This is a genomic window from Escherichia sp. E13S3, assembly GCF_004212325.1.
Lineage (GTDB): Bacteria > Pseudomonadota > Gammaproteobacteria > Enterobacterales > Enterobacteriaceae > Escherichia.
On record NZ_RHJR01000004.1, the window covers coordinates 1 to 25010 of the forward strand.

At 47.3% G+C, this 25010-nt stretch carries 23 protein-coding genes; all 23 read right to left on the reverse strand.

Translation table 11 applies throughout. The features are described 5' to 3' along the window. A partial coding sequence (locus D9597_RS05390) for an ISAs1 family transposase (RefSeq protein WP_130221808.1) occupies window positions 1-419 on the reverse strand: 419 nt, incomplete at its 3' end. A 271-nt stretch (window positions 420-690) separates the two neighbouring features. Continuing rightward, window positions 691-1839, reverse strand: coding sequence for an oligosaccharide repeat unit polymerase (locus tag D9597_RS05400; RefSeq protein WP_130221809.1), 1149 nt, complete (start codon window positions 1837-1839; stop codon window positions 691-693). Window positions 1840-1858: 19 nt separating this feature from the next. Continuing rightward, window positions 1859-2764, reverse strand: a complete 906-nt coding sequence (gene rfbG, locus D9597_RS05405; protein ID WP_205712904.1) for a dTDP-rhamnosyl transferase RfbG — start codon at window positions 2762-2764, stop codon at window positions 1859-1861. Next, entirely contained in the window at window positions 2757-3647 is an 891-nt protein-coding gene (locus D9597_RS05410; RefSeq protein WP_130219615.1) for a rhamnosyltransferase, read from the reverse strand. Before D9597_RS05410 ends, rfbG begins: the two co-directional genes overlap by 8 nt. Before the next feature lie 29 nt (window positions 3648-3676). Continuing rightward, window positions 3677-4933, reverse strand: a complete 1257-nt coding sequence (wzx, locus tag D9597_RS05415; RefSeq protein WP_130221811.1) for an O13/O129/O135 family O-antigen flippase — start codon at window positions 4931-4933, stop codon at window positions 3677-3679. A gap of 15 nt (window positions 4934-4948) precedes the next feature. After that, window positions 4949-5494, reverse strand: coding sequence for a dTDP-4-dehydrorhamnose 3,5-epimerase (gene rfbC / locus D9597_RS05420; RefSeq protein WP_130221812.1), 546 nt, complete (start codon window positions 5492-5494; stop codon window positions 4949-4951). A 4-nt stretch (window positions 5495-5498) separates the two neighbouring features. Continuing rightward, on the reverse strand, window positions 5499-6377 hold the full coding sequence (gene rfbA / locus D9597_RS05425; protein WP_105280193.1) for a glucose-1-phosphate thymidylyltransferase RfbA: 879 nt from the start codon (window positions 6375-6377) through the stop codon (window positions 5499-5501). 58 nt (window positions 6378-6435) lie between these two features. Then, entirely contained in the window at window positions 6436-7335 is a 900-nt protein-coding gene (gene rfbD / locus D9597_RS05430) for a dTDP-4-dehydrorhamnose reductase (RefSeq protein WP_130221813.1), read from the reverse strand. Next, window positions 7335-8420, reverse strand: coding sequence for a dTDP-glucose 4,6-dehydratase (gene rfbB, locus D9597_RS05435; RefSeq protein WP_130221814.1), 1086 nt, complete (start codon window positions 8418-8420; stop codon window positions 7335-7337). Before rfbB ends, rfbD begins: the two co-directional genes overlap by 1 nt. Before the next feature lie 372 nt (window positions 8421-8792). After that, the gene (gene galF / locus D9597_RS05440; protein ID WP_000183029.1) at window positions 8793-9686 is read right to left on the reverse strand and encodes a UTP--glucose-1-phosphate uridylyltransferase GalF; all 894 of its coding nucleotides are present in this window, start codon (window positions 9684-9686) and stop codon (window positions 8793-8795) included. Window positions 9687-9860: 174 nt separating this feature from the next. Further along, window positions 9861-11255 (reverse strand): colanic acid biosynthesis protein WcaM, encoded by a 1395-nt coding sequence (gene wcaM / locus D9597_RS05445; protein ID WP_130221815.1) that lies wholly within the window; start codon window positions 11253-11255, stop codon window positions 9861-9863. A 10-nt stretch (window positions 11256-11265) separates the two neighbouring features. Continuing rightward, window positions 11266-12486, reverse strand: coding sequence for a colanic acid biosynthesis glycosyltransferase WcaL (wcaL, locus tag D9597_RS05450; protein ID WP_130221816.1), 1221 nt, complete (start codon window positions 12484-12486; stop codon window positions 11266-11268). Beyond that, entirely contained in the window at window positions 12483-13763 is a 1281-nt protein-coding gene (gene wcaK, locus D9597_RS05455; protein WP_130221817.1) for a colanic acid biosynthesis pyruvyl transferase WcaK, read from the reverse strand. The genes wcaL and wcaK overlap by 4 nt, the downstream gene beginning before the upstream one ends. Window positions 13764-13941: 178 nt before the next feature. Then, window positions 13942-15420, reverse strand: coding sequence for a colanic acid undecaprenyl disphosphate flippase WzxC (wzxC, locus tag D9597_RS05460; RefSeq protein ID WP_130221818.1), 1479 nt, complete (start codon window positions 15418-15420; stop codon window positions 13942-13944). A gap of 1 nt (window position 15421) precedes the next feature. Next, window positions 15422-16816: an undecaprenyl-phosphate glucose phosphotransferase gene (gene wcaJ, locus D9597_RS05465; protein ID WP_130221819.1), complete on the reverse strand. Its 1395-nt coding sequence runs from the start codon at window positions 16814-16816 to the stop codon at window positions 15422-15424. Between the two features lie 54 nt (window positions 16817-16870). Next, window positions 16871-18241, reverse strand: coding sequence for a colanic acid biosynthesis phosphomannomutase CpsG (cpsG, locus tag D9597_RS05470; RefSeq protein ID WP_130221820.1), 1371 nt, complete (start codon window positions 18239-18241; stop codon window positions 16871-16873). Window positions 18242-18433: 192 nt separating this feature from the next. Then, window positions 18434-19870: a mannose-1-phosphate guanyltransferase gene (gene cpsB, locus D9597_RS05475; protein ID WP_000079246.1), complete on the reverse strand. Its 1437-nt coding sequence runs from the start codon at window positions 19868-19870 to the stop codon at window positions 18434-18436. A gap of 2 nt (window positions 19871-19872) precedes the next feature. Further along, a complete protein-coding gene (wcaI, locus tag D9597_RS05480; protein ID WP_130221821.1) occupies window positions 19873-21096 on the reverse strand; it encodes a colanic acid biosynthesis fucosyltransferase WcaI in 1224 nt (407 codons plus the stop codon). Further along, window positions 21093-21572 (reverse strand): GDP-mannose mannosyl hydrolase, encoded by a 480-nt coding sequence (gene gmm, locus D9597_RS05485; RefSeq protein ID WP_130221822.1) that lies wholly within the window; start codon window positions 21570-21572, stop codon window positions 21093-21095. Before gmm ends, wcaI begins: the two co-directional genes overlap by 4 nt. A gap of 2 nt (window positions 21573-21574) precedes the next feature. Continuing rightward, window positions 21575-22540: a GDP-L-fucose synthase gene (gene fcl, locus D9597_RS05490; protein ID WP_130221823.1), complete on the reverse strand. Its 966-nt coding sequence runs from the start codon at window positions 22538-22540 to the stop codon at window positions 21575-21577. A gap of 2 nt (window positions 22541-22542) precedes the next feature. After that, window positions 22543-23664 carry a GDP-mannose 4,6-dehydratase gene (gene gmd, locus D9597_RS05495; RefSeq protein ID WP_130221824.1) on the reverse strand — a complete coding sequence of 374 codons (1122 nt, stop codon included), beginning with the start codon at window positions 23662-23664 and terminating at the stop codon, window positions 22543-22545. A 26-nt stretch (window positions 23665-23690) separates the two neighbouring features. Beyond that, window positions 23691-24239 (reverse strand): colanic acid biosynthesis acetyltransferase WcaF, encoded by a 549-nt coding sequence (gene wcaF / locus D9597_RS05500; RefSeq protein ID WP_130221825.1) that lies wholly within the window; start codon window positions 24237-24239, stop codon window positions 23691-23693. Window positions 24240-24254: 15 nt separating this feature from the next. Next, complete coding sequence (gene wcaE, locus D9597_RS05505; protein ID WP_073528404.1) at window positions 24255-25001, reverse strand: colanic acid biosynthesis glycosyltransferase WcaE; 747 nt, start codon at window positions 24999-25001, stop codon at window positions 24255-24257. Window positions 25002-25010 lie beyond the last annotated feature (9 nt).

The following is a 25010-nucleotide window of genomic DNA, read 5'->3' on the forward strand; positions in this document are numbered from 1 at the left end:
TCTGTCTTGATCTGTCCGATGACCAGACTGTGCATTGTTGAGAACGCACTAATGACATGAATCGCTCCCTTGCGGCGACTCTTATCATAAGAATGCCGGAGCGTTTTTCCATCAATTGCAATGACGTCTTTATCATTTGATGAATGGCAGTCACGCATCCAGTTAATAAAGCACTCGTGAAATTTTGCAGGACTGATACAGGATACAACTCTGGCAATGGTATCGTGAACAGGAATACCATTTTCAAAATCACCATATTGCTTCAAAAAATCGAGGTGAGTCTCACCGAAATCCGCCATATCTTCCCATCCTTCAGCCACGGAAATGACGGCGAAAATAGTCAGCACCAGGATACCTGATAATTCATGTTCTACTTTACAGACTTGTCTATAATCAAGAATAATAGAAATATGTTCCATTTTATTCTCCTTATTTATATAAGGAGTACTTGATCATATATAAGCTGTGAAAAATAGTTTTTGCTACTGAGCAATATCACAACTACTGAACATAAAATGCTAATTGCCTAGTGCAAAAAAATTTACTTCTGATTATCTTCCCTGTATATAAATGCAGTTGGGATATGTATTTTGAAATGCATTTAAAAATTTAGATATTGCCTCCTGCTCATTATAACAAGGAATAATTACAATAATATTAAAAGAGTGATAAAAAATCCCCTTATATAAACTATTTAGCTCCAGAAGGGAGGTTGTTACTAATTTTGACATTTTCTATAGAAAATATCCATAAAACTACAACTCCTATAATAAAAATCCCCATGGGTGTAAAAAGAAATGGATTAGTTATAGAAACGGTAATACTGAAAAAAAGTATTAACGACATCATTAAGGATGTTTTTGTTGTATTTAAAAAATAACCTTTCACAAAGATAAGCAACATAGGAATTATTGATGTAAATACACCAATAACACCTGTTTTCTGAAGAATCTCAAGAGGTACTATTTCTATCCTTAATCGATCTAATATAAATGAACCGAATCCTCCTCCAAACAAGAACGTCGCTAAATCAACATTTTTATAATAAAAATATAAATCATTAAATCTAACAGAGTCAGAATCTTCACTGCGTGATCCGACCATGTAAAGCATTATTATAAATAGAACACAGCCCAATATTATTATAATCGTATTTAAATATAGTTTATGTAATTTAAAACTGGCCAATAGCAGTGATAATGTCGTAAAAAGTAATACACCTCTTGATTCCGTCAATAATATCGCCAGCACTATTATGAAACATTTTAAATATTTTTTGTCGACAAAACTGATAATCGCACCGACACCAAAAAAGTAGAAGGATTTGGAAAAAAAAGCCCCATCTGGACGAAAAAAGAACTCGCTAGTCAATGATAAGTGTTTATAAATTAAATTGAAATTTAACAAGCCCAAATTCAGCAAAATTATGTATGAAATGTATAACAGTGATCCATATAATGCAAATACATTAACTGTTTTAATGAAAGTTTTACATAAAAACACTTTTAAAGTATATCTTAGTGTAAATAAATATATAAGTGACAACATAAAAAGGTATGGTTGCACGTCAAACAGTATATCATTTACTTTATTACCAGTTAATAAGCCAACAAAGAAGCCATATAGTGGGAATAAAAGCAACCATATAAAAAGACTAACACATTTTTGGGAAATTGAAAAATTCAATGTAACTAAATTTAAAGTTAAGAGTATAAAACTACATACAAATAATAAATATCGCAAAGGGAATATCCCCAATGGATCCAGTAATCTTCCACCACCACCAACAATTAGTTCAATACATAAAAATGTTATAAAAATTTTATTTATATTATTCATATTCGCAAGGTGATATTATTTAAAAAATATTTAAAATCAACATTAATAAAATATAAATTTTATCAGCCTTTTTCCGCCTTAACTTCCAAAAACTTAAAGCCAAGATCAAATTGCCTATATAACCTTTATCCAATTGATTTTTCACAAAGCTATTATCAGCTAATATATTAGCTATTTTAGTTACTTCTTTTCGATACCACTTGTTTCTTACCAAACCAAGCCGCTTGTATTTTGCTTTAAAATTAGTATTTGCTCCAACTTGGTTGTTTTCATGCTGTCTGTATAACATTGTTGGTTTTCTATCAATATGCCACGAATAATTTCTCGTCCGCGCAAATGAATATAAAAACCAATCATGCAGACAGATATCTTGTGCAGCATTTTTATTATTTATGATGAACTTCTTAAATTCAATAAGCGTTTCTTTTTTTATAACATATGTACACCCTGGACCTGCTGCTTCAAAAAAATAATCGAATTGAGTTTGCGACTGAGCTTTATCAACTAAATTTTTTTTCCCTGATGGATAGTATGCAATTACATTGCTAGAATAACAATCCGCATTATTTAATGCCAAGCAGTCAATTGCATTTTTTATTTTGTCTTTATACCAAATATCATCCTGATCACTAAAACAGATATAATCATAATTTTCAAAATCGACATCTTTAATTAATCTATAAAAATTCTTACCTGCCCCCCCAAACTTATCGGCGCTAGGAAGTATATTTATAATTGACGGATATGATGCTTTAAATTCTTCACAAATGTTTAATGTATTATCAGTTGATAAATCATCTGATATAAATATTGAGAGGTCTACACCCTTTTGTCCTATAATACTTTTTAATTGTTCCTCAATCCAGCATTCGCCATTATACGTAGCCATGAGTACAGCAACTCTTTTTTGATCATAACTATGCATTGTAACGACCGCCCCCAGTAATTCCTTTTATTCCATCCAGCGTAGCCAGAATATGTTTTTTGAAATATTCAATTTTATTTTTTTGAGTTGCAATAATTAAAGTCGTATGAATTAAAGAAAAAACAACTTCCCTAATAGAGAGTAAAAGAGGCACATGATTTTTTCTAAGCAAAAGAAATGCATTTCTTACTCGATAATAACGACGTACTGGCGAGTGAATTGGTATGTTAATCCCACCGATTTTTACTGACTTATCCCCAATAGCATGAACCATTTCTATATCAGGAATGATATGAACTAATATGCCATAGTTTAAGCATCTAAGACACCATTCTGTATCGACATAATCAATAAAAAGTTCCTCATCCATCATTCCAACAATCTCAAAAACTTCTTTTGAAACCATGGTTCCGGATGAGATTGTTACTGAACTTTTAAACGGTGTCTGTCCTTCAGTGACATGAATTTTCTCTCGAAGACCATTTTTTTTGATATTACAAATAGGATAATAATGTGACTTATCTCTATCAATAAAAACTGGGCCAGCTATTTTTGCATTTTCATTATCCATATAGCAGGAAAGTTTTTTGATAAACTCATTGCGAATACGGCTATCTTGATCAAAAAAAATTATCTTCTCTGCCCCTTTTTCAAGAGAATGTCGAATCCCAATATTTTGTGCTTTTGCTATACCTTCATTCCTACCAAGACAAATTAAATGAACTTTTTCGATGTCTGCTAATTTATCTTTCAAGGTGAAATTAGTACTATTATCGACTACTACAACGTAACAATTTTGCTCCTTTAGCTCAGTGATCAATGCATTCAGATTTTTAAGTTCGGGATTATATGTCACAATGACAGCGTAAATATTACTATTCATTATCCAAGTGACTCAGTAATTGGTTAATTTTAGTCTTCATATACAGAACACATCCTAGTATAAAGCCATTGTAATAACAGAGCATCTAAAATTACACGTATGCTCCAAGATATTGCGGCACCCAGTAACCCATATTTTTCGACCATAAAATACAAAAGGACTAAATAAGGAACCAATTCAGCACAATGAATCAAAGCAGTAATTTTAGATTTTCCTAATGCCTGGATTGCAGAGAATGGTATCATTGCCAACGCATTGAAGAAAAAACCGATCAATAACACATTTAATATATTAAAGGAATTAATTTGGTAATTCTCACCAAACCATATTTTCAATATAAGCCCTGAATACAACAAGCCGATGATTATCACCGGCAAACAGATTAGAAACATTAACAGCAATGATTTATTTACATTACGTTTAAATTCTTTAAAGTCTTTGATGTTACTTAACCTTGGAAACACTGCTCTTCCGATTGCTGCAGGTATTATTCCTAATTTCAGAATAACCTCCGCTGGTGCAGAATAAAATGCAACTTTATCTGCCCCCATAATATTTGACACTATAAATCGGTCAAAATACACCATGACCGGACTTATGATATTACTTACTGTCATCCAACCGCCAAAGAAAAAAAGTCGTTTAAAGGTTTTATAACAAAAATGAACCCCCGAAATTTTAATGTCATTCCTGACATAATAGGCAGAGACTAAAATCGAAATAACTCTTGCAAATATTAAACCAGTAACCGCAGCTGACAATGTAGCACTATAAAAAACAAATATGGCCGGAATTCCCGCGATGCAGGAGCTTGATATAGATTTTTGAATATTTACAATGCCAAATTTTTCATCCCCCTCAAGAATGGCTGACCATAATTGATTTAGAATAAATAATGGAATGCAAATAGCCAACAGTTTAAATGCTAGTTGTATATCATTATGTTCAACACCAGAAATTTTTAGATAATTAACTATTCCATCAGAGAAAATCAATAATAAAAAAGCACCAAAGCACGAAAATAGCACCAAAAAAGATGTACTTGTTGAAATTACCTTGGTTCTTTCATGATGATTATCACGATGAATTGCAATTTCTCTAATAACAGAGCGGGTCAGGCCTACATCAAAAATTCCAGCATACCCAACAAGTGCAATTGCAATTGTATAAACACCGAAACCTTCAGGCCCCAAACCTCGAGCGAGAAACCCTAGCGAGGGGATAGCAATTAAAGTTGGTATTGCATAGCCAAAAAGGTTCCAGACACTATTTTTTATTATACTCATTATTACATTTCTTTATCATATAAAATAATCAGCATCTACAAATTTTTGACCATTAATATCTTTATCAGAAAGCAATGGATTTTGTACCGGCCATTCTATATTTATAGTTTTGTCGTTCCATATAATCCCACGTTCTTGCATTTTTGAATAGAAATTATTTGTTTTGTACACAAATTCTGCTTCATCACTAAGAACGCAAAACCCATGAGCAAATCCTTCCGGTATCCATAACTGGCGCTTATTCTCCGCCGACAAATTTACACCAACCCACTTGCCAAATGTTGGTGATGATTTCCGAATATCAACCGCAACATCAAAAACTTCACCGACAACACAGCGTACCAATTTTCCTTGTGCATAGGGTTCTAACTGGTAATGAAGCCCACGTAATACGCCTTTGCTGGATTTAGAATGGTTATCCTGAACAAACTCAACCTTACGTCCTACTGCTTCTTCAAATACTTTCTGGTTAAAGCTCTCAAAAAAGAAGCCACGTTCATCCCCAAAAACTTTTGGTTCAAAAATCAGCACATCAGGAATTTCAGTTTTAATTACGTTCATTTTATTAATAACCCTTAATCATTTTCAGCAGATACTGACCATAAGCATTTTTCTTCAGCGGTTCGGCTAATACTTTCACCTGCTCAGCATCAATAAATCCTTTACGATAAGCAATCTCTTCCGGGCAAGATACTTTTAATCCCTGACGCTCTTCAATTGTTGCAATGAAGTTACTTGCTTCAATAAGGCTTTGATGCGTCCCTGTATCCAGCCATGCATAGCCACGCCCCATCATAGCGACAGACAAACGTCCTTGTTCCATATAAATACGGTTAATATCGGTAATTTCCAGTTCGCCACGGGCAGAAGGCTTAAGGTTTTTCGCCATTTCCACGACGTCATTGTCATAGAAATAAAGCCCAGTAACCGCATAGTTACTTTTTGGTTCCAGCGGTTTTTCTTCCAGGCTAATTGCCGTACCGTTATTATCAAACTCCACGACACCATAGCGTTCAGGATCATTAACGTGATAAGCAAATACCGTTGCACCGCTTTCTTTGTTAACCGCAGCGTCCATTAATTTTGGTAAGTCGTGTCCATAGAAGATATTATCGCCAAGCACGAGTGCACAATCATCGCCACCAATAAAGTCTTCACCAATGATAAACGCTTGCGCCAGGCCATCCGGACTCGGTTGTACTTTATACTGTAGATTTAGCCCCCACTGGCTCCCGTCCCCCAACAATTGTTGGAAACGCGGTGTATCCTGTGGCGTACTGATAATAAGAATATCGCGAATACCCGCTAACATAAGCGTTGAAAGCGGATAATAAATCATCGGTTTATCATAAATCGGCAGCAGTTGTTTACTTACTGCCATCGTCACAGGATAAAGACGAGTGCCGGAACCACCAGCCAGAATAATACCTTTACGCGTTTTCATTTCACCATTCCTTTTAATTCATCCCGCTCTGGCATCATGAGCGAGATGCAAAAATTTGTTAAATTGCCGTAGTCGTAAATAATTCGTTGAGCATTCGTTTCACGCCCACCTGCCAGTCAGGCAAGACAAGCGCAAAGTTCTGCTGAAACTTTTCTGTATTGAGGCGAGAGTTATGGGGTCGACGGGCTGGTGTGGGATAGGCCGTTGTTGGCACGGCGTTAAGTTTGTTAAGAGCAAGGTTAATCCCTGCTTTGCGCGCTTCTTCAAATACCAGAGCGGCATAATCGTGCCAGGTTGTTGTGCCGCCAGCAACCAGATGGTACAAACCAGCAACTTCTGGTTTGTCTACTGCTACGCGAATGGCATGAGCGGTGCAATCAGCCAGCAATTCGGCACCTGTTGGTGCGCCAAACTGATCGTTTATCACAGCCAGTTCTTCGCGCTCTTTTGCCAGACGCAACATTGTTTTGGCGAAGTTATTTCCTTTACCTGCATATACCCAGCTGGTACGGAAAATAATATGCTTCGCGCAATATTTCTGTAACGCTTTTTCTCCGGCTAGTTTAGTTTCACCATAAACATTCAATGGTGCTGTTGCATCTGTCTCCTGCCACGGTATTTCACCGGTCCCCGGAAATACGTAGTCAGTAGAGTAGTGAATAACCCAGGCGCCGACTTCATTGGCTGCTTTTGCAATCGCTTCGACGCTTGTCGCGTTAAGTAATTGTGCAAATTCCGGTTCTGATTCCGCTTTGTCTACTGCGGTGTGAGCGGCTGCGTTGACTATAACATCAGGCCGAATGCTTCTTACGGTTTCAGCTACACCTTCGGGATTACTAAAATCACCACAATAATCAGTGGAGTGAACATCAAGAGCAATCAGATTACCCAGCGGTGCCAGAGCACGCTGTAGTTCCCAACCTACCTGCCCTGTTTTGCCAAATAGGAGGATATTCATTACTGGCGGCCCTCATAGTTCTGTTCAATCCACGATTGATAGGCGCCACTTTTCACATTATCAACCCATTTTGTATTGGACAGGTACCATTCCACTGTCTTCCGAATCCCGCTCTCAAACGTTTCTTGCGGTTTCCAGCCCAATTCACGGCTAATTTTATCGGCATCGATTGCATAACGGCGATCATGCCCTGGGCGATCAGCAACATAAGTAATTTGCTCACGATAAGATTTCTCTTTCGGGACTATCTCATCCAACAAATCACAAATAGTCAGCACAACATCGATGTTTTTCTTTTCGTTGTGTCCGCCAATGTTATAGGTTTCACCCGCTTGACCTTCAGTAACTACGGTATACAACGCTCGAGCATGATCCTCTACATACAACCAGTCGCGAATTTGATCCCCTTTGCCATAAATAGGTAATGCCTTACCTTCCAGTGCATTAAGAATAACCAATGGAATAAGCTTTTCCGGGAAATGATAAGGACCATAGTTGTTCGAGCAATTAGTCACAATTGTCGGTAAACCATAAGTACGTTTCCATGCGCGAACCAAATGATCGCTTGACGCTTTAGAAGCAGAATATGGGCTACTTGGCGCATATGCTGTCGTTTCCGTAAATAACGGCAACGTTTCATTGCTATTTACTTCATCCGGATGGGGTAAGTCACCATACACTTCATCAGTAGAAATATGATGAAAGCGGAATTTTTTTTTCTTTTCATCATCCAGGCCAGACCAATAATTGCGCGCTGCTTCTAAAAGTACGTAAGTACCGACAATATTAGTTTCAATGAATGCCGCCGGGCCAGTTATTGAGCGGTCAACGTGGCTCTCAGCCGCCAGGTGCATCACCGCATCTGGCTGGTGTTGTGAAAAAATACGAGCCATCGCTGCGGCATCACAGATATCTGCATGCTCAAATGAATAACGTTCAGAATCAGAAATTTCAGCGAGCGATTCCAGATTTCCGGCGTAGGTTAATTTATCGACATTAACAACACTATCTTGCGTATTATTTATTATGTGACGAACAACAGCAGAACCAATAAATCCTGCGCCACCAGTAACAAGTATCTTCACTTTTTTATTCCATATAGCCAGAGAGCATGCTGTGAAATAGACTGCTCCAGATTTGATTAATAGATGCATTAATGCACGCTACCGCCCCTGGCTTAACAGCTACCAGAGCACTGCGTACATTTCCACGATGTGACGAGCGTAACCCACTCGTGCCAAATCCGAAAAATTCAAACGCTAATTGTCTTACCAAACAGCTGTAGAAACAAGGAAAATCCTGGAAAAATTTGAACTATAATTGCAAGCTAACATGCTGTTTTTATTGTATTTATAAAAACGACAACGGCAGTGAGATTCAATGAGCAAAACTTATGCTACGAATCTTCACTGCCGTTTTTAATTTCTTACTGACCGACACTTCCAGCCAAGAATTTGTTACTCGCTTAACAACTTCTCAATGCCTTTGCGGAACTTAGCGCCTTCCTTCAGGTTACGCAGTCCATACTTCACAAACGCTTGCATATAACCCATTTTCTTACCACAGTCGTAACTGTCCCCAGTCATCAGCATTGCGTCAACTGCTTGTTTTTTTGCCAACTCAGCAATGGCATCAGTCAACTGAATACGTCCCCATGCTCCAGGTTGAGTACGCTCCAGTTCAGGCCAAATATCGGCAGAAAGCACATAACGCCCTACAGCCATGATGTCTGAGTCCAGGGTCTGCGGCTGATCCGGTTTTTCGATAAATTCAACAATGCGGCTGACTTTGCCTTCGCGATCAAGCGGATCTTTGGTCTGGATGACGGAGTATTCAGAGAGATCGCCCGGCATGCGTTTTGCCAGAACCTGGCTGCGGCCAGTTTCATTGAAGCGCGCAATCATTGCGGCCAGATTGTAACGCAGCGGATCGGCACTGGCGTCGTCGATAACAACATCCGGCAGCACCACGACAAACGGGTTATCGCCAATGGCTGGTCTGGCGCACAAAATGGAGTGGCCCAGACCTAAAGGTTCCCCCTGACGCACGTTCATAATGGTCACACCTGGCGGGCAGATAGATTGTACTTCCGCCAGAAGCTGGCGCTTCACGCGCAGTTCAAGGAGAGATTCTAATTCATAAGATGTATCGAAGTGATTTTCGACTGCGTTCTTGGACGCATGAGTTACCAGGAGGATTTCTTTGATCCCTGCAGCCACAATCTCGTCAACAATGTACTGAATCATTGGCTTGTCGACGATCGGTAGCATCTCTTTAGGAATCGCCTTAGTTGCAGGCAACATATGCATCCCAAGACCCGCTACAGGAATAACTGCTTTTAAATTCGTCATTATTTCATCCACCTGTAAAATGGTTGCTGAATTATAGCTTGTTCGATTTTTTTCGCCAGCATCAATTCCCCTGAATTGATTACTGATTTACTTCCGATGTTACGCCGCTTCGCTCAAGATTGCAGTAGCGTTATTCCTAAGTATGGCTCTATTTTTCCAGGAATGGTCGCAAATCTACCTGCCCCGTTCCGGCAGCTTAAAGTTAATATTTTCCACATTAACGACATGGTGATTAATCCTGTCGATATCGACTGAACTTTGTCCTTTTTCATTCACCGCATGAACATTTACCAGCGACAGTAGCGTCTCGTTCTTTGCCATAAAGACACCACGAACGTCCTTTCGCAGGTCGAAATTCATGGTCAATGCCGGCCCCTCAGTGGATTCTTGCATTACGTTGATATTACGCATAAAAATGTGTTGCGGCTTGTTGTGAAGCTCCAGCGAAGCACGCTTCATTTCAATGTTGGTCAACGCCACGAATGAGACGGCATTCCCTGCGGAAATTTGGATTCCGCGCAATTTCCAGGCAAGGTTAGTGTTATCAAGATGAATATTATTCAATCTGAAGTTTTGTGGTATTGAGAGATACTTACCTTTAATGACTCCGTAACCGATTAACATTCCGGCACTATTGGTCATTTTTATATTGTCAATAACAAAGTTATCACATCCATATATCGCTACCGTGGCGTTATCAATACCCGCTTTCTTGCTGAAAGCGGGCGTAATATTATGAGCCTTGATATTACGAATGATGAAGTGTTTGCCGTTCTCAACATGAATCAACTGCCGACAATCCGATCCCGTGATATTCGCCACGACAAAGTTTTTAACCGACTGGTCTTCCGGGTAGTTATTATCGTAAGTACTTCCTGCCAGTCCTATGCCAATACCCCAGTTGATTTTGCCATTAGTACAGTTGATGCGCTCGATGACATGGTCGGATATCAAAATATCACTGTCGTTAATCGCCACGTTCCATTCGATGGCGTCGCCCTGTAAGTCGCTGAACTTACAATTGGTGATGTTGGCACCGATAATCTGGTTATGAAATCCCTGGCGTAAGATGGCGTAATTAGCGTGGCTAACAGTCAGGTTATCGATAGTCAGGTTGCGCATGACACGTTTATTTTTGCCGCCGATATAAATCTGCGTTACCGGGCCATAGCCGCTCATCGCCAACCCTTTGATGATGCAGTCAGAACCGCGCACATCCAGGGTGATGTTATGCATACTGCCGCCCTTCTCCCCTGTCACCTGGCTGCCGTCCTGTAAGACAAATCGCCCTCTGCCGTTGCCGCGCAGGCTACCGAGGATGTGTAACGTTTTGCCGGGAGGGATGAAGATGCCGGTGTTGATATTTTCACACACCAATCCGGCAGTGACGACGACCGTTTGCCCTTCACTAAAAGCTTGTTTAAATGAGGCGATCCAGTCGTGCGGATTGTAATCGTTGATATTAACGCTTGGTCGGGCAGGAAGTGCGCGGGCGAAGGGGGTATGGAGGAAGGCAAGCGCCGAGCTTGCCGTCAGGAAGGTGCGTCGGGAGAGTTTTTTAAATGACATGCGTTCTCCTCTATAAAGCTTGCAACAAGCTGGCGAGTTCTCGGTTAATCACCTGCTGGTTAAAATCGTGTTCAACTTTTTCGCGCGCGCGTTTGACGACCGGAGCCAGTTCGTCGGTGTCCAGTTGGCTAAACGCCGCCAGACGTTGCGCCAGTGCACAGGCATCGTTCTCAGGCACCAGCCAGCCGGATTTATCGGCCTCTACCAGTTCCGGAATTCCGCTATGCAGAGTAGAAACCACCGGAATGCCGACCGCCATCGCCTCCATCAGCGCCACCGGAATGCCTTCCATATCGCCATCCGCACCCGTTACCGATGGCAACAGGAAGACATCCGCGTCGTCGAGCATCGCCTTCACTTCATGGCTCGGTTTAAAGCCCGGCATCTCTACCACATCTTCCAGTTGATATTGTTCGATGAGCGTGCGCAGGCGTCGTTCCCACGGGCCAATGCCGAGGATGCGATAGCGAAATGCCACACCCTGCTCTTTCAACTGACGGCAGGCTTCGATCGCCACATGCAGGCCTTTTTTCTCGGTTAAGCGTGCGACGGAAATGATTTCCAGCGGCGTTGCGGGCGCTTTCACCGGACGCGGGCTAAAACGCGTCATGTCCACGCCCATACGCGATACGGCAATTTTTTCCCTCGGGCAGCCCATTTTTTGCAGCCTTCCGGCCCACAGATTACTTATCGGTAACATCAGGTCGCCACGGCGAAACAGTTGCTGATATTCGGGAGTGTAATGGTTGAGCACTTCCCGACTGGAAATATCAATGCCGTGGAAAATAGTGGCAATTTTGCCGCGAATGACACCCAGTTCGCGTAGTTTTGCTGCGGTAACCCCCGCTGGGCCAAAATGAGCGATAAAGACATCGGCATGAAGCGGTGTTGCGACCTGGCCGCAAATGGCAGACAAAATCAGGTTCCGCGACTCGGCACCATAGCGTTTGAGGTTGAGCGCCTGCCAGGTATTTTTACGATGAATGCCGCGCAAGGTCTGACTGGCGCGGTGGCGCAGTTTCGCCACTTTGCCCGTAGGTTCGTCCTGTAACCAGCGGGTTCTGGCGGCAAGGTTATATTTCGTCCATGCCGAGTGGGTGTTCTGGGTGTCGCCTTTTTGCAGCGCGACAATCTCCACCTCAAATCCCATATCAATAAATGCAGTGATTTGGTTGAGAACGAAGGTTTCCGACGACAGCGGAAATTTCAGTAAAAAGAAGCCGACCTTCATTTCGCCTCCCCGATGCGCTCAAGCACAGATTGCACCATCTGCATTCCCGTCTGACGTTCGCGACTGACGGCTTCGTTAAGTCGCGCGTTCAGCGCCGGAAGCTGGCCTAAGGTATCCGCAACCATCGCTTGCAGGCTGTCGTCTAATAAATGACGGATATCAATTGCCATCTCTGGCAGCCCCAGCTGCTGCATAATCCCGGCGGATTTATGTTCGTAGTTGATGGCAATCGCCGGAGTGGCAAAGTTCATTGAGATAATGGCAGAGTGCAGGCGCGTACCGACGGTGAGTTCACAGGCACCAAGAATTTTGCCCATTTCCAGGTCGTTGAGTTCATCCATCACTACGTGATAACGGGCAGGATCGCTGATGTGCTGGCGCAGATTGAGCGCCACCATGCGGTCGTCTTTGTTATAGCTGTCGATACCCGTACAGGTGGAGAGCGCAATGACCTGATACCCTTCGTCGAGAATGCGATTGACCACCCCGGCAAAAGCTTTTTCATACGCTTGTTGAGTGGTGCCGAGACGTTTGTCGAACGGTGCCAGTTCGCGCAGGGTAATTGCCACTGTTTTCTGTTGTGCGGCAACGTCCAGCCAGTGTTGAACGGCATAGCTGGCGGTGAAATCTTCTGTGTGGTGATCAACCAGCCACGCAGTATCGACGCCATGTTCCACTTTTGCGGTAGTGATATTGCTGCGCTTCATTAAATCGAGGCTGACCGATTCGCGCAGGATCAGCGCGTCGCAGTGACCAAAAACGTAGTTCGCCAGTTGGTTAAATTGCTCATCCTGGAAGGGGCCGACGCTGTGACCAATCATAAACAGCGGCTTTTTCGCCATAAACGTGCAAAGCGCATGTTCAAACTGCGGCACGCCATAGAGATCGACAAAAAACGATCCGCCGACCTGAATAATGGCGTCGTAACCTGACAGCAAGCGCACGAAGTCGGTGAATCCCTGGGCGATGGCGATATTACGCAGCTTGCCAGTGTCGGTGACGCGTGAGAGCAGTACCTGGTGTTGGTAGCGGCGACGGAGGACTTTTTTAACGCGTCCAACAACGCCCGCCGCGCTGTTGTGTTGTTTCATTTGCAGGAACAGCGGATCGCCCATTACCGGGCGGTTGAGCAGCCAGGAAGAACTGACCGGATAGCGGCTCATCACGTCCACTTCGGCGTGTGGATTGAGGATGTTGATGGCATCAAGTAAGCCGCGCAAGATGGCGCTGTCGCCGCGATTGCCGCAAGTGTGGTTGCCCAGAATAAGTAATTTCATTTTTTCCTCATAAATTTGATGCCAGGTGAAGCTGTGTTTGTTGTGTCCGTTGCCGCTTTTTGCCTGATGCGACGCTGACGCGTCTTATCAGGCCTACAGGTCCCGAGTACAGAACCGTAGGACGGATAAGGCGTTCACGCCGCATCCGGCAACCGTTGTCGGAACCGAAAACAACAACTCACCCCGCCCGTAAAAGCATTTTCATTTTTTCGCTGCGACAAAACTGACGCTTCACTTCCACCACCAGCGGATGGCGCGACAGCACAATCATCACTACAAACGCCAGCACGCCCGCGGCTATTTGCACCGCCAGCAGCATTCCCAGCGCCAGTTGCCCTTTCAGCACAATGCCCAGCGCATAACTGACCACCAGCGTCGGCAGCGAGAGATAAAACGGCAGCCATAAACTCAGGATGTACTGGCGATAACTGGAACCGAGCACCGGTTTAATCATCACGAAGTAACTCAGAATGGTGTTGATAATCTGCACCAGCAGGAAGCCAAGCGTGACGCCAATCGCGCCCGCCATCTGCCCACCAATAACAATCGACGGAATAAACAGAAAGGTTTTGAATACGTTGAATTTAAAGCTGATATCGACCCGCGCTTTCGCCATCAGCAGCGAACCAATCGGGTTACCCACGGAGCGCAGAAGCCCCACGACACACAGCAATTGCAGCACCGGAATAATGCTGTTCCACTTTTCACCAAAGACCAGCGGTACAAAGTTATTCGACACCACCATCAGCCCGAGCAGCGCCGGAAAGTTGATAATTCCCACCACCGACAGCAGCTTATAGAAGTTAATGCGCAGCTTTTCGGTGTCATCCTGAATTTTGGCAAACGCCGGAAACAACACGCGGGTGATGATTGGGTTCAACTTCATCGGTGGCACAACGGCCACGTTGTACGCCAGGTTGTATCCCCCTGCCACGCCCGCACCGAGAATACGCGCCAGCACCAGCGTTGAAAGGTTGGTGTTGAGATAGTTGATGATGCTATCCGCCGTCAGCCAGGCACCAAAACGTAAGTTCGGTACCACCGACGCCAGCGAGAAATGCAGACCGGGGCGATAAATTTTGCGACCAAAGTAGCCAAACAGCAGCGTTCTCACCGCACTATTGACCAGATAACCAAGGATCGCGGTCATCGCCAGCGGCCAGAAATGGGCGCTAACCACCGTAAAAGTAAAGCCCGCCAGCACCGCGCTGGTTTCGATCATGCCGATTTTGTTGAACTCCAGTTCCTTTTGCATCAACGCGCGGAACTGTTGCCCGTGGGGGATCACCACAAACGCCAGCGACAATGTTTTAATCAACGGCGCCAGATCCGGGTTATTCAGCACATCGCCGATGACATCGCTCAACAGAAACACCGCCACGCACACCACGATCCCCAGCCCGACGTTCAGCCAGTACAGCGTGGTGAGTTCCAGGTGGCTGATTTCTTTTCGCTGAATAATGGAGTTAGCGATGCCGAAGTCAGAAAGCGTATCTGCCAGCGCGATAATCACCAGCGACACGGTAAGCAAACCGAACTGGTGGTTGTCGATAATCCGCGCCAGCACGGTCATCTGCACCAGCCCGAGGCCGATGATGATTACCGTGGCAATCGCCGACCACTTCGCGCCGCTGATGGTTTTTTCACGTAAGCTCATATCAATATGCCGCTTTGTTAACGAAGCCTTTGAACACCGTCAGGAAAACGATTTTGATATCGAACCAGACGCTCCATTCGCGGATGTACTCAAGGTCGAACTCGACGCGTTTTTCCATTTTCTCCAGCGTGTCGGTTTCGCCGCGCCAGCCGTTAATCTGCGCCCAGCCGGTAATGCCCGGTTTCACTTTATGGCGCAGCATGTAGCCTTCAATGAGCTGGCGATACTGTTCGTTATGCGCCACCGCGTGCGGACGTGGCCCCACAATCGACATCCCCCCGGTCAGTACATTGATAAATTGCGGCAATTCGTCCAGCGAGGTGCGGCGCAGAAAGTTCCCCACTTTAGTAACGCGCGGATCGTTCTGCGTCGCCTGAGTCACCACTTTGTCGTTCTCCATCACTTTCATGGAACGGAACTTCCACACTTTGATCGGTTTGCCATCCATGCCGTAGCGAGTCTGGCGGAAAATAACCGGCCCTGGTGAACTGAGTTTTACCGCCAGCGCAATGCAGCACAGCACCGGGGAGATCAGCAGCAAGATCAGCGTCGCCAGCACAATGTCTTCCGCACGTTTTAGCAGGCGGTTAACCCCGGAAAGCGGCGTATCGTACAGCGGCACCACCGGTACGCCGTTCATCTCTTCGATACGGGAATGAAGAATGTTGAAGGTAAAAACATCGGGGATGAGCAACACCGAACAGGTGGTATCCGCCAGTTGATGGACCAGTTTTTTCACTCGTGCGCCGTCGCACATTTGCATCGCGATATAAATGTTATGAATCTTGCCCGCTTTCGCATCCTCGACCAGCTGTTGCAGATTGCCCGCCCAGTCGTTAGAAACGCCACCCGGTTTTGGGTCGTGGTAAACGCCCACCACTTCAAACCCTAACCACGGCTGATTACGGAAGCTCTCCATCAGCATTTGTCCGGCGGCTAAATCCCCCGCCACCGCGACCATACGCTTGTTATAGCCATGATTACGCAGCCAGCCCGCTCCAATGCGAATACACGAACGGCAAACCACCAGCCCGATACTGGTCAGCGCATACCACGCCAGCCAGATTTTCAGTTGCGTGTCGAAATCATTATTGAACGCCACCAGTCCGGCGCTGAAAAACACGCTTAACGTCCAGTTTTGTAGCAACAAGGCAAATTCTGTCGCTGCCCGAACACCGCGCCATGAGCGATAAAAATCGGTGATGCCGCCCAGCATCTGGAACACCACCAGCGTAATCAGCGCCACCAACAGGTGCATGTAGAGGAATGACAGTCCGCTCACTTCGCAAACCAGCCATAGTCCGGCAAACATGATGGTGATATCTGAAAAGCGTTGCACCATAGAGATTAACGATGCATTGGTTTTCGCTCGCTCGCGCTTTTTTAGATTTGTCATCGTTGTTCCTGTTATTAGCCCCTTACCCGCAATGGGGTAAGGGAAGATCCGACATTACTCGTTCAGCAACGTCAGCAGAGTTCGCGTTCGCGCTTCCATCAGCGGCACATCACCGCGCGATTCCACATTCAGGCGCACCACCGGTTCGGTGTTGGAGGAGCGCAGGTTAAAGCGCCAGTCGGCAAAGGTCATGCTGATGCCATCGGTGCGATCCACCGCCAGCGCCTCGCGGCTAAAATGCTGTTCGACGCGGTTAATCGCCTCAACGGGTTGCGCCAGTTTGCTGTTGATCTCACCGCTTGCCGGAAACGCTGCCATGCGGTCGCGCACCAGTTCGCCCAGCGTTTTTCTTTTCTGGCACACCAGTTCGGCGACCAGCAGCCACGGGATCATGCCGCTGTCGCAGTAGGCGAAATCACGGAAATAGTGGTGGGCGCTCATTTCGCCACCGTAGATGGCGTCTTCCTTGCGCATACGTTCTTTAATAAAGGCGTGTCCGGTTTTCGACATCACCGGCGTGCCGCCTGCGGCAGTCACCACATCAACGGTGTTCCAGGAGAGACGCGGATCGTGGATGATCTTCGCGCCGGGATTTTTTTCGAGGAATGCTTCTGCCAGCAGGCCGACAATGTAGTAGCCCTCGATAAACTGCCCTTTTTCGTCAAACAGGAAGCAGCGGTCAAAATCGCCATCAAAAGCAATGCCCATATCTGCGCCGTGTTTAATGACCGCATTGCGGGTGTCATCGCGGCATTCCGGCAGCAGCGGGTTAGGAATACCGTTGGGGAAATTGCCGTCCGGCGTGTTGTGCACTTTGATTAATTCCACAGGCGCGCCGAGGGCTTTAAAGCGGGCTTCAATGGCGTCCACCACCGGACCCGCTGCGCCGTTACCGGAGTTAATCACCAGCTTGAGCGGCGTGAGGTTTTTGACGTTGATATAACCGAACAGGTGATCAACGTAAGTGTCACGCAGGTTGATTCGCTGATAGCGACCACGTTTGGTTTCATCGACGGGAGGAAAGGCGTTGGCTTCTGCCAGACGCTGGACATCGCGCAGTCCGGTATCGCCGCTGATCGGGCGAGCCCCTTCGCGCACCAGTTTCATGCCGTTGTAATCCATCGGATTATGGCTGGCGGTAACTTCGATGCCGCCATCAACGCCGAGATGGAAAGTGGCAAAATAGATCTCTTCGGTGCCGGACATACCGATATCCAGCACATCGACGCCCGCATCCTGTAAACCTTTTGCCAGCGCCAGTTTTAAGGTTTCGCTGGTGAGGCGGACATCACCGCCTAAAACAATGGTTTTCGGTTTAAGAAATTCGCCATAGGCGCGACCAATGCGCCAGGCAATATCTTCATTCAGTTCTTCGCCTAATTTTCCGCGAATATCATAGGCTTTAAAGCAGGTTAATTTTTTCATGTCGTTACCCTTTTTCAGGCAATAGTTGGCCCTGACCGAAACGGCCAATTTTGTTTTTGTCGTTATTTACATCGCGGCTTCGCATTCATTGCCTGATGCGACGCTGCCGCGTCTTATCAGGCCTACAAACCCGAACCGTAGGTCGGATAAGGCGTTCACGCCGCATCCGACAAACAGCGCCTGATGCGACGTTTACACCCGTCCGTAGCGATCCGCGAAGCGCACCACATCATCCTCTTCGAGATAAGAGCCGGAGCGCACTTCAATTAAATCGAGCGGAATTTTCCCCGGGTTTTCCAGGCAGTGCGTCGCCCCCAGCGGAATATAAATGGACTCGTTTTCACCAAGCAGTTTGATATCACCGTCAATGGTGACTTTTGCCGTTCCCGCGACAACCACCCAGTGTTCCGCGCGGTGATGGTGCATCTGTACTGACAAGCCTTCGCCCGGTTTCACGGTGATGCGTTTCACCTGATAGCGGTCGCCCGCGTCGATAGAGTCATATTTGCCCCACGGGCGATACACTTCGCGATGCACCCGATGCTCATGGCGACCATCGGCCTTGATCTGCTCGACTACTTTTTTCACATCCTGCACCGCGTTACGGTCGGCAATCAGCACCGCATCTTTGGTCTGCACCACCACCAGATCTTTCACCCCGACGGTGGTGACCAGGCCAGATTCGGCGTACACATAGCTGTTTTCAGTTTTGTGATTAATCACATCGCCATGGCAAACGTTGCCCTCGGCGGTGTGGGCGCTGATCTCCCATAATGAAGACCAGGAACCGACATCGCTCCAGCCCGCATCCATCGGCACCACAACAGCATCTGCCGTACGTTCCATGACCGCGTAATCCACCGATTCTTCCGGGCAGGCGAGAAACGCTTCTTCATCCACACGAATAAAATCGAGATCCGGATCGACGGCGCTCATCGCTTTTTCGCAGGCATCGAGAATATCCGGACGATATTTTTTCAGTTCTTCGAGATAGCGTCCGGCGCGGAACAGGAACATGCCGCTGTTCCAGTAATATTCGCCGCTTGCCACATAGGCCTGCGCGGTTTCCAGATTTGGTTTTTCGACAAACTGCGCCACTTCAAAGGCCACTGTATCCTGCTCGCCCGCAGATACTTCACCGCGACGAATATAGCCATAACCGGTTTCAGGTAGATCCGGCACAATGCCGAAGGTCACCAGCTTGCCCGCTTCGGCATACGGCATGGCATTACGCACGGCGGCGCGGAACGCGTCTTCATCGGCAATCACATGATCCGCCGCCAGCACCAGCATTAACGGGTCGCTCTCCGGGCTATGACGTGTTGCCGCCAGCGCCGCCAGCGCAATGGCCGGTGCCGTGTTTCGCCCTGCCGGTTCGAGAATAATGTTCTCGGTGAGTTTGTTCAGTTGGCGCAACTGTTCCGCGACAATAAAGCGGTGCTGCTCATTGCAAATCACCACCGGGCTTTCGCACTCCACGCCTTTCAGGCGGCAGATGGTGGTTTGCAGCATGGTGAGATCGCCTTTCAGGCATAAAAACTGCTTGGGGTAAAGTACGCGGGAAAGCGGCCATAAGCGGCTACCGGAGCCACCTGCCATCACAACTGGATAGAGTTTCGACTGCGCCATAATTATCCCCGAATATCATTTATAAATTGACGTAACACGTTCTCTTTATCGAGCGTGCGTTCGGCATATTCACGTGCCACCGTGTTGTGTTTGGGTAGCAGAAGCGCCTGACGGATCCCCGCCACCAGCGCCTCGACCGATTCCGGTTCTACGCAAACCGCAATGCCCGGAAAGGTTTCGCAAAGCTGCCCCAGTTCTGTGTGGGCTTCTGCGGTAATCACCGCGTTACCGCCTACCGCCAGAATATTGGTCAGTTTCGACGGCAATACGGCATCTGCCGCGCCACGTTTTTGCACCACCAGATGGCAATCGCCCATCTTCAGCAGTGCAGGTAAAGCGTCATACGATTGCAGCGGGAAAAATTGCATGTTGCGCAGTCCACGCTGCTGCGCCATTTTTTCCAGCCGCGCTTTGCCGCCGCCCTGCCCAACAATGGCAAAAATCAGCGGTTCATCACGCAGGCGATCGGCTGCTTCAATAACGTTTTCCAGCCCCTGCTTTTCACCAATATTGCCGGAGTAAAGAATGATTTTTTTGTTATCCGGCAGGCCAAGCTTGTTACGAAGGGTGTCAACATCGGCGTCTGCAACATGTTGAAAACGGGCAATTTCCGACCAGTTGGGGAAGAAAATGACATTTTCCGCCGCCACGCCTTTTTCGATGGCTTTATTCATCATCGAACGCGAAATCGTGGAGACGTTATCGACGTTATGCAGTCCGCTACGTTCGAACGCCGTTGCCAGCTGTGCCACTTTGCCGCCTTTGCATTTTCCGGCAAGGCCCAGCCCCAGCATGGCGTCCACTTCGTAATCCTGAATATGCAGCACGGTACGCGCACCAGAGAGCTTCGCCAGAAGGCGCATTCCCGGCGTGCAAAACAGCGTTGGCACTACGCCGATAATGCGATCCGGCTTCCAACGACGTTGCGCCATCAGCGGAAAGAAACTGCTGACGGCAAAACTGCCGAGATGCAACAGGCGTTTCAGGGTGCTCGGCTGTTTTGGCACGTACAGCGGGCAGCGCCACACCGTAGCAGCTCCCTCTTCTCGTTTGTACCGCCAGGCGGAATAGTTCTCGCCCACCTGCCACTGCGGGTAGTAAGGCGGTGCGGTAATGACCCGCACCTCATGACCTTGTGCTGCCAGCCATTCCACCATCTCGCCGGTGTATTTGCCGATGCCGGTTAACTCCGGCGAGTAGTTAATGCCGTAGACCAGTATTTTCATAATCCGGGTACTCCGGCACGCTTCTCAGCGAGAAAATAGGCGCGGCTGTTAGCGTGAACATTGTCACTGGCGAGCAACGCGTCCGGCGTCAGCCAGCGGTAATCGTCATGCTGCTCATCCGGCAGTAACAGCTCTTCTTCCGCTACTCTGATGCGAAAACCGAGCACCACATAGTGAGTGGTAAAATCCGAGCCGGAGAAGTTATCGTCATAAAAGTGCTGCCAGACACCGTAAAACTGGCCTACTGTTATCGGTAGACGCAGCCCCAGTTCCGCAAGCGTCAGCCGCTCAAATGCGGCTTCCAGCGTTTCGTCTTTCTGCACGCGCCCTCCCGGCACAAACCAGTAACCCTGCGCCGGGCGGTTGGTTCTTTTGCCAAGCAGAAACTCGCCGCGACTGTTCTCGACAATAAAGTCGAGAGAGACAAGCGGTGTGGAGCGCACTACCGTGGCAAAGTCTTCCTGACGTAAAAACATCGTTACCCCCGAAAGCGGTCTTGATTCTCAAGGAACCACTGGTAAGTGCTGGCAAGCCCCGCTTCCAGTGAGATTTCGTGATACCAGCCAAGCTGATGCAGGCGCGTCACATCCAGCAGTTTGCGCGGCGTGCCATCCGGTTTGCTGACATCAAAAACCACCCGACCTTTGTAATCCACCACTTTGGCGATGGTTTGCGCCAGCTCGCGGATAGTGCAGTCAACGCCCGTGCCGACGTTAATGTGCGACAGCATCGGCTGGGTGTTTTCCAGCCAGACTTCGTGCGCCAGCTCCATGACATGAATGCTCGCCGCCGCCATATCATCGACATGCAGAAATTCGCGCATCGGTGTACCGCTGCCCCATACCACCACGTCCGGCGCATTCTGTTGCGTCGCCTCGTGGAAGCGACGCAACAATGCAGGGATCACATGCGAGTTACTCGGATGGAAGTTGTCGTGTGGCCCGTACAGGTTGGTCGGCATAACTGAGCGGTAATCGCGTCCATACTGGCGGTTGTAAGATTCGCACAGTTTGATCCCGGCGATTTTGGCAATGGCGTAAGGCTCGTTGGTCGGCTCCAGCGTACCCTGCAATAACTCGCTTTCTGCCATCGGCTGTTTTGCCAGTTTCGGGTAGATGCAGGACGATCCAAGAAACAGCAGTTTGTTCACGTCGTTCTGATGCGCGGCGTGAATGATGTTGCTCTCAATCATCATGTTCTGGTAGATGAAATCCGCCGGATACGTGTTGTTGGCAACAATGCCGCCCACTTTCGCCGCCGCCAGATAGACCTGGTCAATGCTTTCGCTGGCAAAGAAATCATGCACCGCGCGGCTGTCCAGCAGATCCAGCTCGTCGCGGGTGCGTAATACCAGCTCCACATCACCGCGCTGTTCGAGCTGTCGCTTGATGGCGGAACCGACCATCCCGCGATGGCCAGCGATAAAAATGCGTTGTTTACTCATGCTTATGACTCCAGCGCGATCGCCACGTCGTAGCCGTGAGATTTCAGCAGAGAGTGTTTTTTCGCCGCTTCGAGGTCATTAGCCACCATTTCAGACACCATCTCTCTGAGGGTGATTTCCGGTTTCCAGCCCAGTTTTTCGTGCGCTTTGGTCGGGTCGCCGAGCAGCGTTTCAACTTCAGCCGGACGGAAGTAACGCGGGTCAACGGCGATAATCACATCGCCCGGTTTAACGCCCGGCGCGTCATGCCCGGTGACGGAAACCACAATGCCCTTCTCTTCAACGCCCGTGCCTTCAAAGCGCAGTTTGATGCCCAGCTGTACTGCCGCCATTTCCACGAACTGACGCACGGAGTACTGAACGCCGGTGGCAATAACGAAATCTTCCGGTTGTTCCTGTTGCAGCATCATCCACTGCATTTTTACGTAGTCTTTGGCATGGCCCCAGTCACGCAGGGAATCCATATTGCCGAGGTACAGGCACGACTCCAGCCCCTGGGCGATGTTGGCGATTGCGCGGGTGATTTTGCGGGTAACGAAGGTTTCGCCGCGGCGCGGGGATTCATGGTTGAAGAGAATACCGTTACAGGCGTACATGCCGTAGGATTCGCGGTAGTTAACGGTGATCCAGTAGGCATACAGTTTGGCGACCGCATACGGAGATCGCGGGTAGAACGGCGTGGTTTCTTTCTGCGGAATTTCCTGCACCAGACCGTACAGTTCAGAGGTGGAAGCCTGATAGAAACGGGTTTTCTTTTCCAGACCGAGGAAGCGGATCGCCTCGAGCAGGCGCAGCGTACCCATCGCATCAACGTCTGCGGTATATTCCGGTGACTCAAAAGAAACCGCAACGTGGCTCATTGCGCCCAGGTTGTACACTTCATCCGGCTGCACTTCACGCAAAATACGCGTCAGGTTGGAGGTATCACTCAGGTCGCCATAATGCAGATGGAATTTCGGGTTGCAGGTGTGCGGATCCTGATAAATGTGATCCACGCGCTCGGTGTTGAATGACGATGCACGACGCTTAATACCATGCACCTCGTAACCTTTGTCCAGCAGCAGTTCTGCCAGGTAAGAACCGTCTTGTCCGGTTACACCGGTGATGAGAGCGACTTTTGACATGTCTTATTCCTCTGTATTTTTTGAATTTATTCAGTTTCAACGCGTTCGCGTATCACCACTGCGGGATTCCCCCGGCAAACCACATTTGCCGGAAGCGATTTAAAAACACTGCTTCGCGCACCCACGACGGTGCCGTCGCCAATCGTGACGCCAGGGGCAACAAAAATATCTGTCGCCAGCCAGCATTTCTCGCCAATCACAATAGGCGTGGCGTTAATGGTGAAATGTTGACTTGCATGGTCGTGGCTCCCGGTGCATAAATAACTTTTTTGCGATATCACCGAATGTGCGCCAATAGTTATTTCACCGAGGGTATATAAATTGACCTCATCGCCGACCCACGCGTAATCACCTAAGGTTAATTTCCACGGATAGGTAATTTTTACTGACGGACGAATAACTACTTTTTTTCCTATTTTTGCCCCGAATAAACGTAATAAAAATGCCCGCCAGCGATACAATACTTGTGGCGACCAGGCAAATAATGTTGCCTGTACTGCCCACCACAATTGCACTTTAATAGCGTTGCCGCCCCGGAACCCTTTCGGCACCGAGAAACCACTTAAATCTTGCATCGTTTTCCCTTATATTCAGCTTTTGTTATATAAGGCTTTCGTCTTTGAGGTAGTACGTTGGCGTAAATGCCAGGATAATTCTGCCCAGAAGCCAGGCACATGTAATATCTGCCGTTGGACTTTTTTCGCGTCTGCACACAATTCCATATTATTGGTGGTTGATACTCCACCCATAGAAAATTCAGACACCAGGCCATTGAGTTTTTTAAATGCATAACCGGCTTTATACATTTTGGCCGCCAGCGCGTAATCGGAAGAAACTTTATATTCCAGATCATAACGCCATTTCTTCAAGCCGGACACCGGGAAAAATATCGCCTGATGACTGGCGGGCAGACTGTGGTAAATATACCAACCCGGTTTGGCGCTACGTTTAATTTTATGCCCGTCGCCAAAATCCAGCAGCGCATCGCCGGTGATCATCACGTTATCTTTTTGCATTTTTAACTTACGGACAAAATTTGCGGCATCCTGATGAAAAATATCGCCCGAATTGAGAAACAACGCGAACTTGCCTTGTGCCATCGCAATGCCTTTGTTCATGGCGTCGTAGATGCCGTTATCTGGCTCGCTGACAAAGCGTAGGTTATAGATACCATTGAGATTTTCCAGATACTCACGGGTGCCGTCGTTGGAACCGCCATCGACAACAATCCATTCGAAGCTGATATCTTCCGCCTGCGCCAGATGCGCCAGCGAGGCATGTGTTTTGACTATCCCTTCGAGGTTACGAAACGCGACAGTGATTATGCTAAGCAACATGTTCTTATT

Coding starts and splice junctions, on each gene's coding strand:
- D9597_RS05400 (WP_130221809.1), bottom strand. CDS start 1,839: ATGAATAATATAAATAAAATTTTTATAACATTTTTATGTATTGAACTA.
- rfbG (WP_205712904.1), bottom strand. CDS start 2,764: ATGCATAGTTATGATCAAAAAAGAGTTGCTGTACTCATGGCTACGTAT.
- D9597_RS05410 (WP_130219615.1), bottom strand. CDS start 3,647: ATGAATAGTAATATTTACGCTGTCATTGTGACATATAATCCCGAACTT.
- wzx (WP_130221811.1), bottom strand. CDS start 4,933: ATGAGTATAATAAAAAATAGTGTCTGGAACCTTTTTGGCTATGCAATA.
- rfbC (WP_130221812.1), bottom strand. CDS start 5,494: ATGAACGTAATTAAAACTGAAATTCCTGATGTGCTGATTTTTGAACCA.
- rfbA (WP_105280193.1), bottom strand. CDS start 6,377: ATGAAAACGCGTAAAGGTATTATTCTGGCTGGTGGTTCCGGCACTCGT.
- rfbD (WP_130221813.1), bottom strand. CDS start 7,335: ATGAATATCCTCCTATTTGGCAAAACAGGGCAGGTAGGTTGGGAACTA.
- galF (WP_000183029.1), bottom strand. CDS start 9,686: ATGACGAATTTAAAAGCAGTTATTCCTGTAGCGGGTCTTGGGATGCAT.
- wcaM (WP_130221815.1), bottom strand. CDS start 11,255: ATGTCATTTAAAAAACTCTCCCGACGCACCTTCCTGACGGCAAGCTCG.
- wcaL (WP_130221816.1), bottom strand. CDS start 12,486: ATGAAGGTCGGCTTCTTTTTACTGAAATTTCCGCTGTCGTCGGAAACC.
- wcaK (WP_130221817.1), bottom strand. CDS start 13,763: ATGAAATTACTTATTCTGGGCAACCACACTTGCGGCAATCGCGGCGAC.
- wzxC (WP_130221818.1), bottom strand. CDS start 15,420: ATGAGCTTACGTGAAAAAACCATCAGCGGCGCGAAGTGGTCGGCGATT.
- wcaJ (WP_130221819.1), bottom strand. CDS start 16,816: ATGACAAATCTAAAAAAGCGCGAGCGAGCGAAAACCAATGCATCGTTA.
- cpsG (WP_130221820.1), bottom strand. CDS start 18,241: ATGAAAAAATTAACCTGCTTTAAAGCCTATGATATTCGCGGAAAATTA.
- cpsB (WP_000079246.1), bottom strand. CDS start 19,870: ATGGCGCAGTCGAAACTCTATCCAGTTGTGATGGCAGGTGGCTCCGGT.
- wcaI (WP_130221821.1), bottom strand. CDS start 21,096: ATGAAAATACTGGTCTACGGCATTAACTACTCGCCGGAGTTAACCGGC.
- gmm (WP_130221822.1), bottom strand. CDS start 21,572: ATGTTTTTACGTCAGGAAGACTTTGCCACGGTAGTGCGCTCCACACCG.
- fcl (WP_130221823.1), bottom strand. CDS start 22,540: ATGAGTAAACAACGCATTTTTATCGCTGGCCATCGCGGGATGGTCGGT.
- gmd (WP_130221824.1), bottom strand. CDS start 23,664: ATGTCAAAAGTCGCTCTCATCACCGGTGTAACCGGACAAGACGGTTCT.
- wcaF (WP_130221825.1), bottom strand. CDS start 24,239: ATGCAAGATTTAAGTGGTTTCTCGGTGCCGAAAGGGTTCCGGGGCGGC.
- wcaE (WP_073528404.1), bottom strand. CDS start 25,001: ATGTTGCTTAGCATAATCACTGTCGCGTTTCGTAACCTCGAAGGGATA.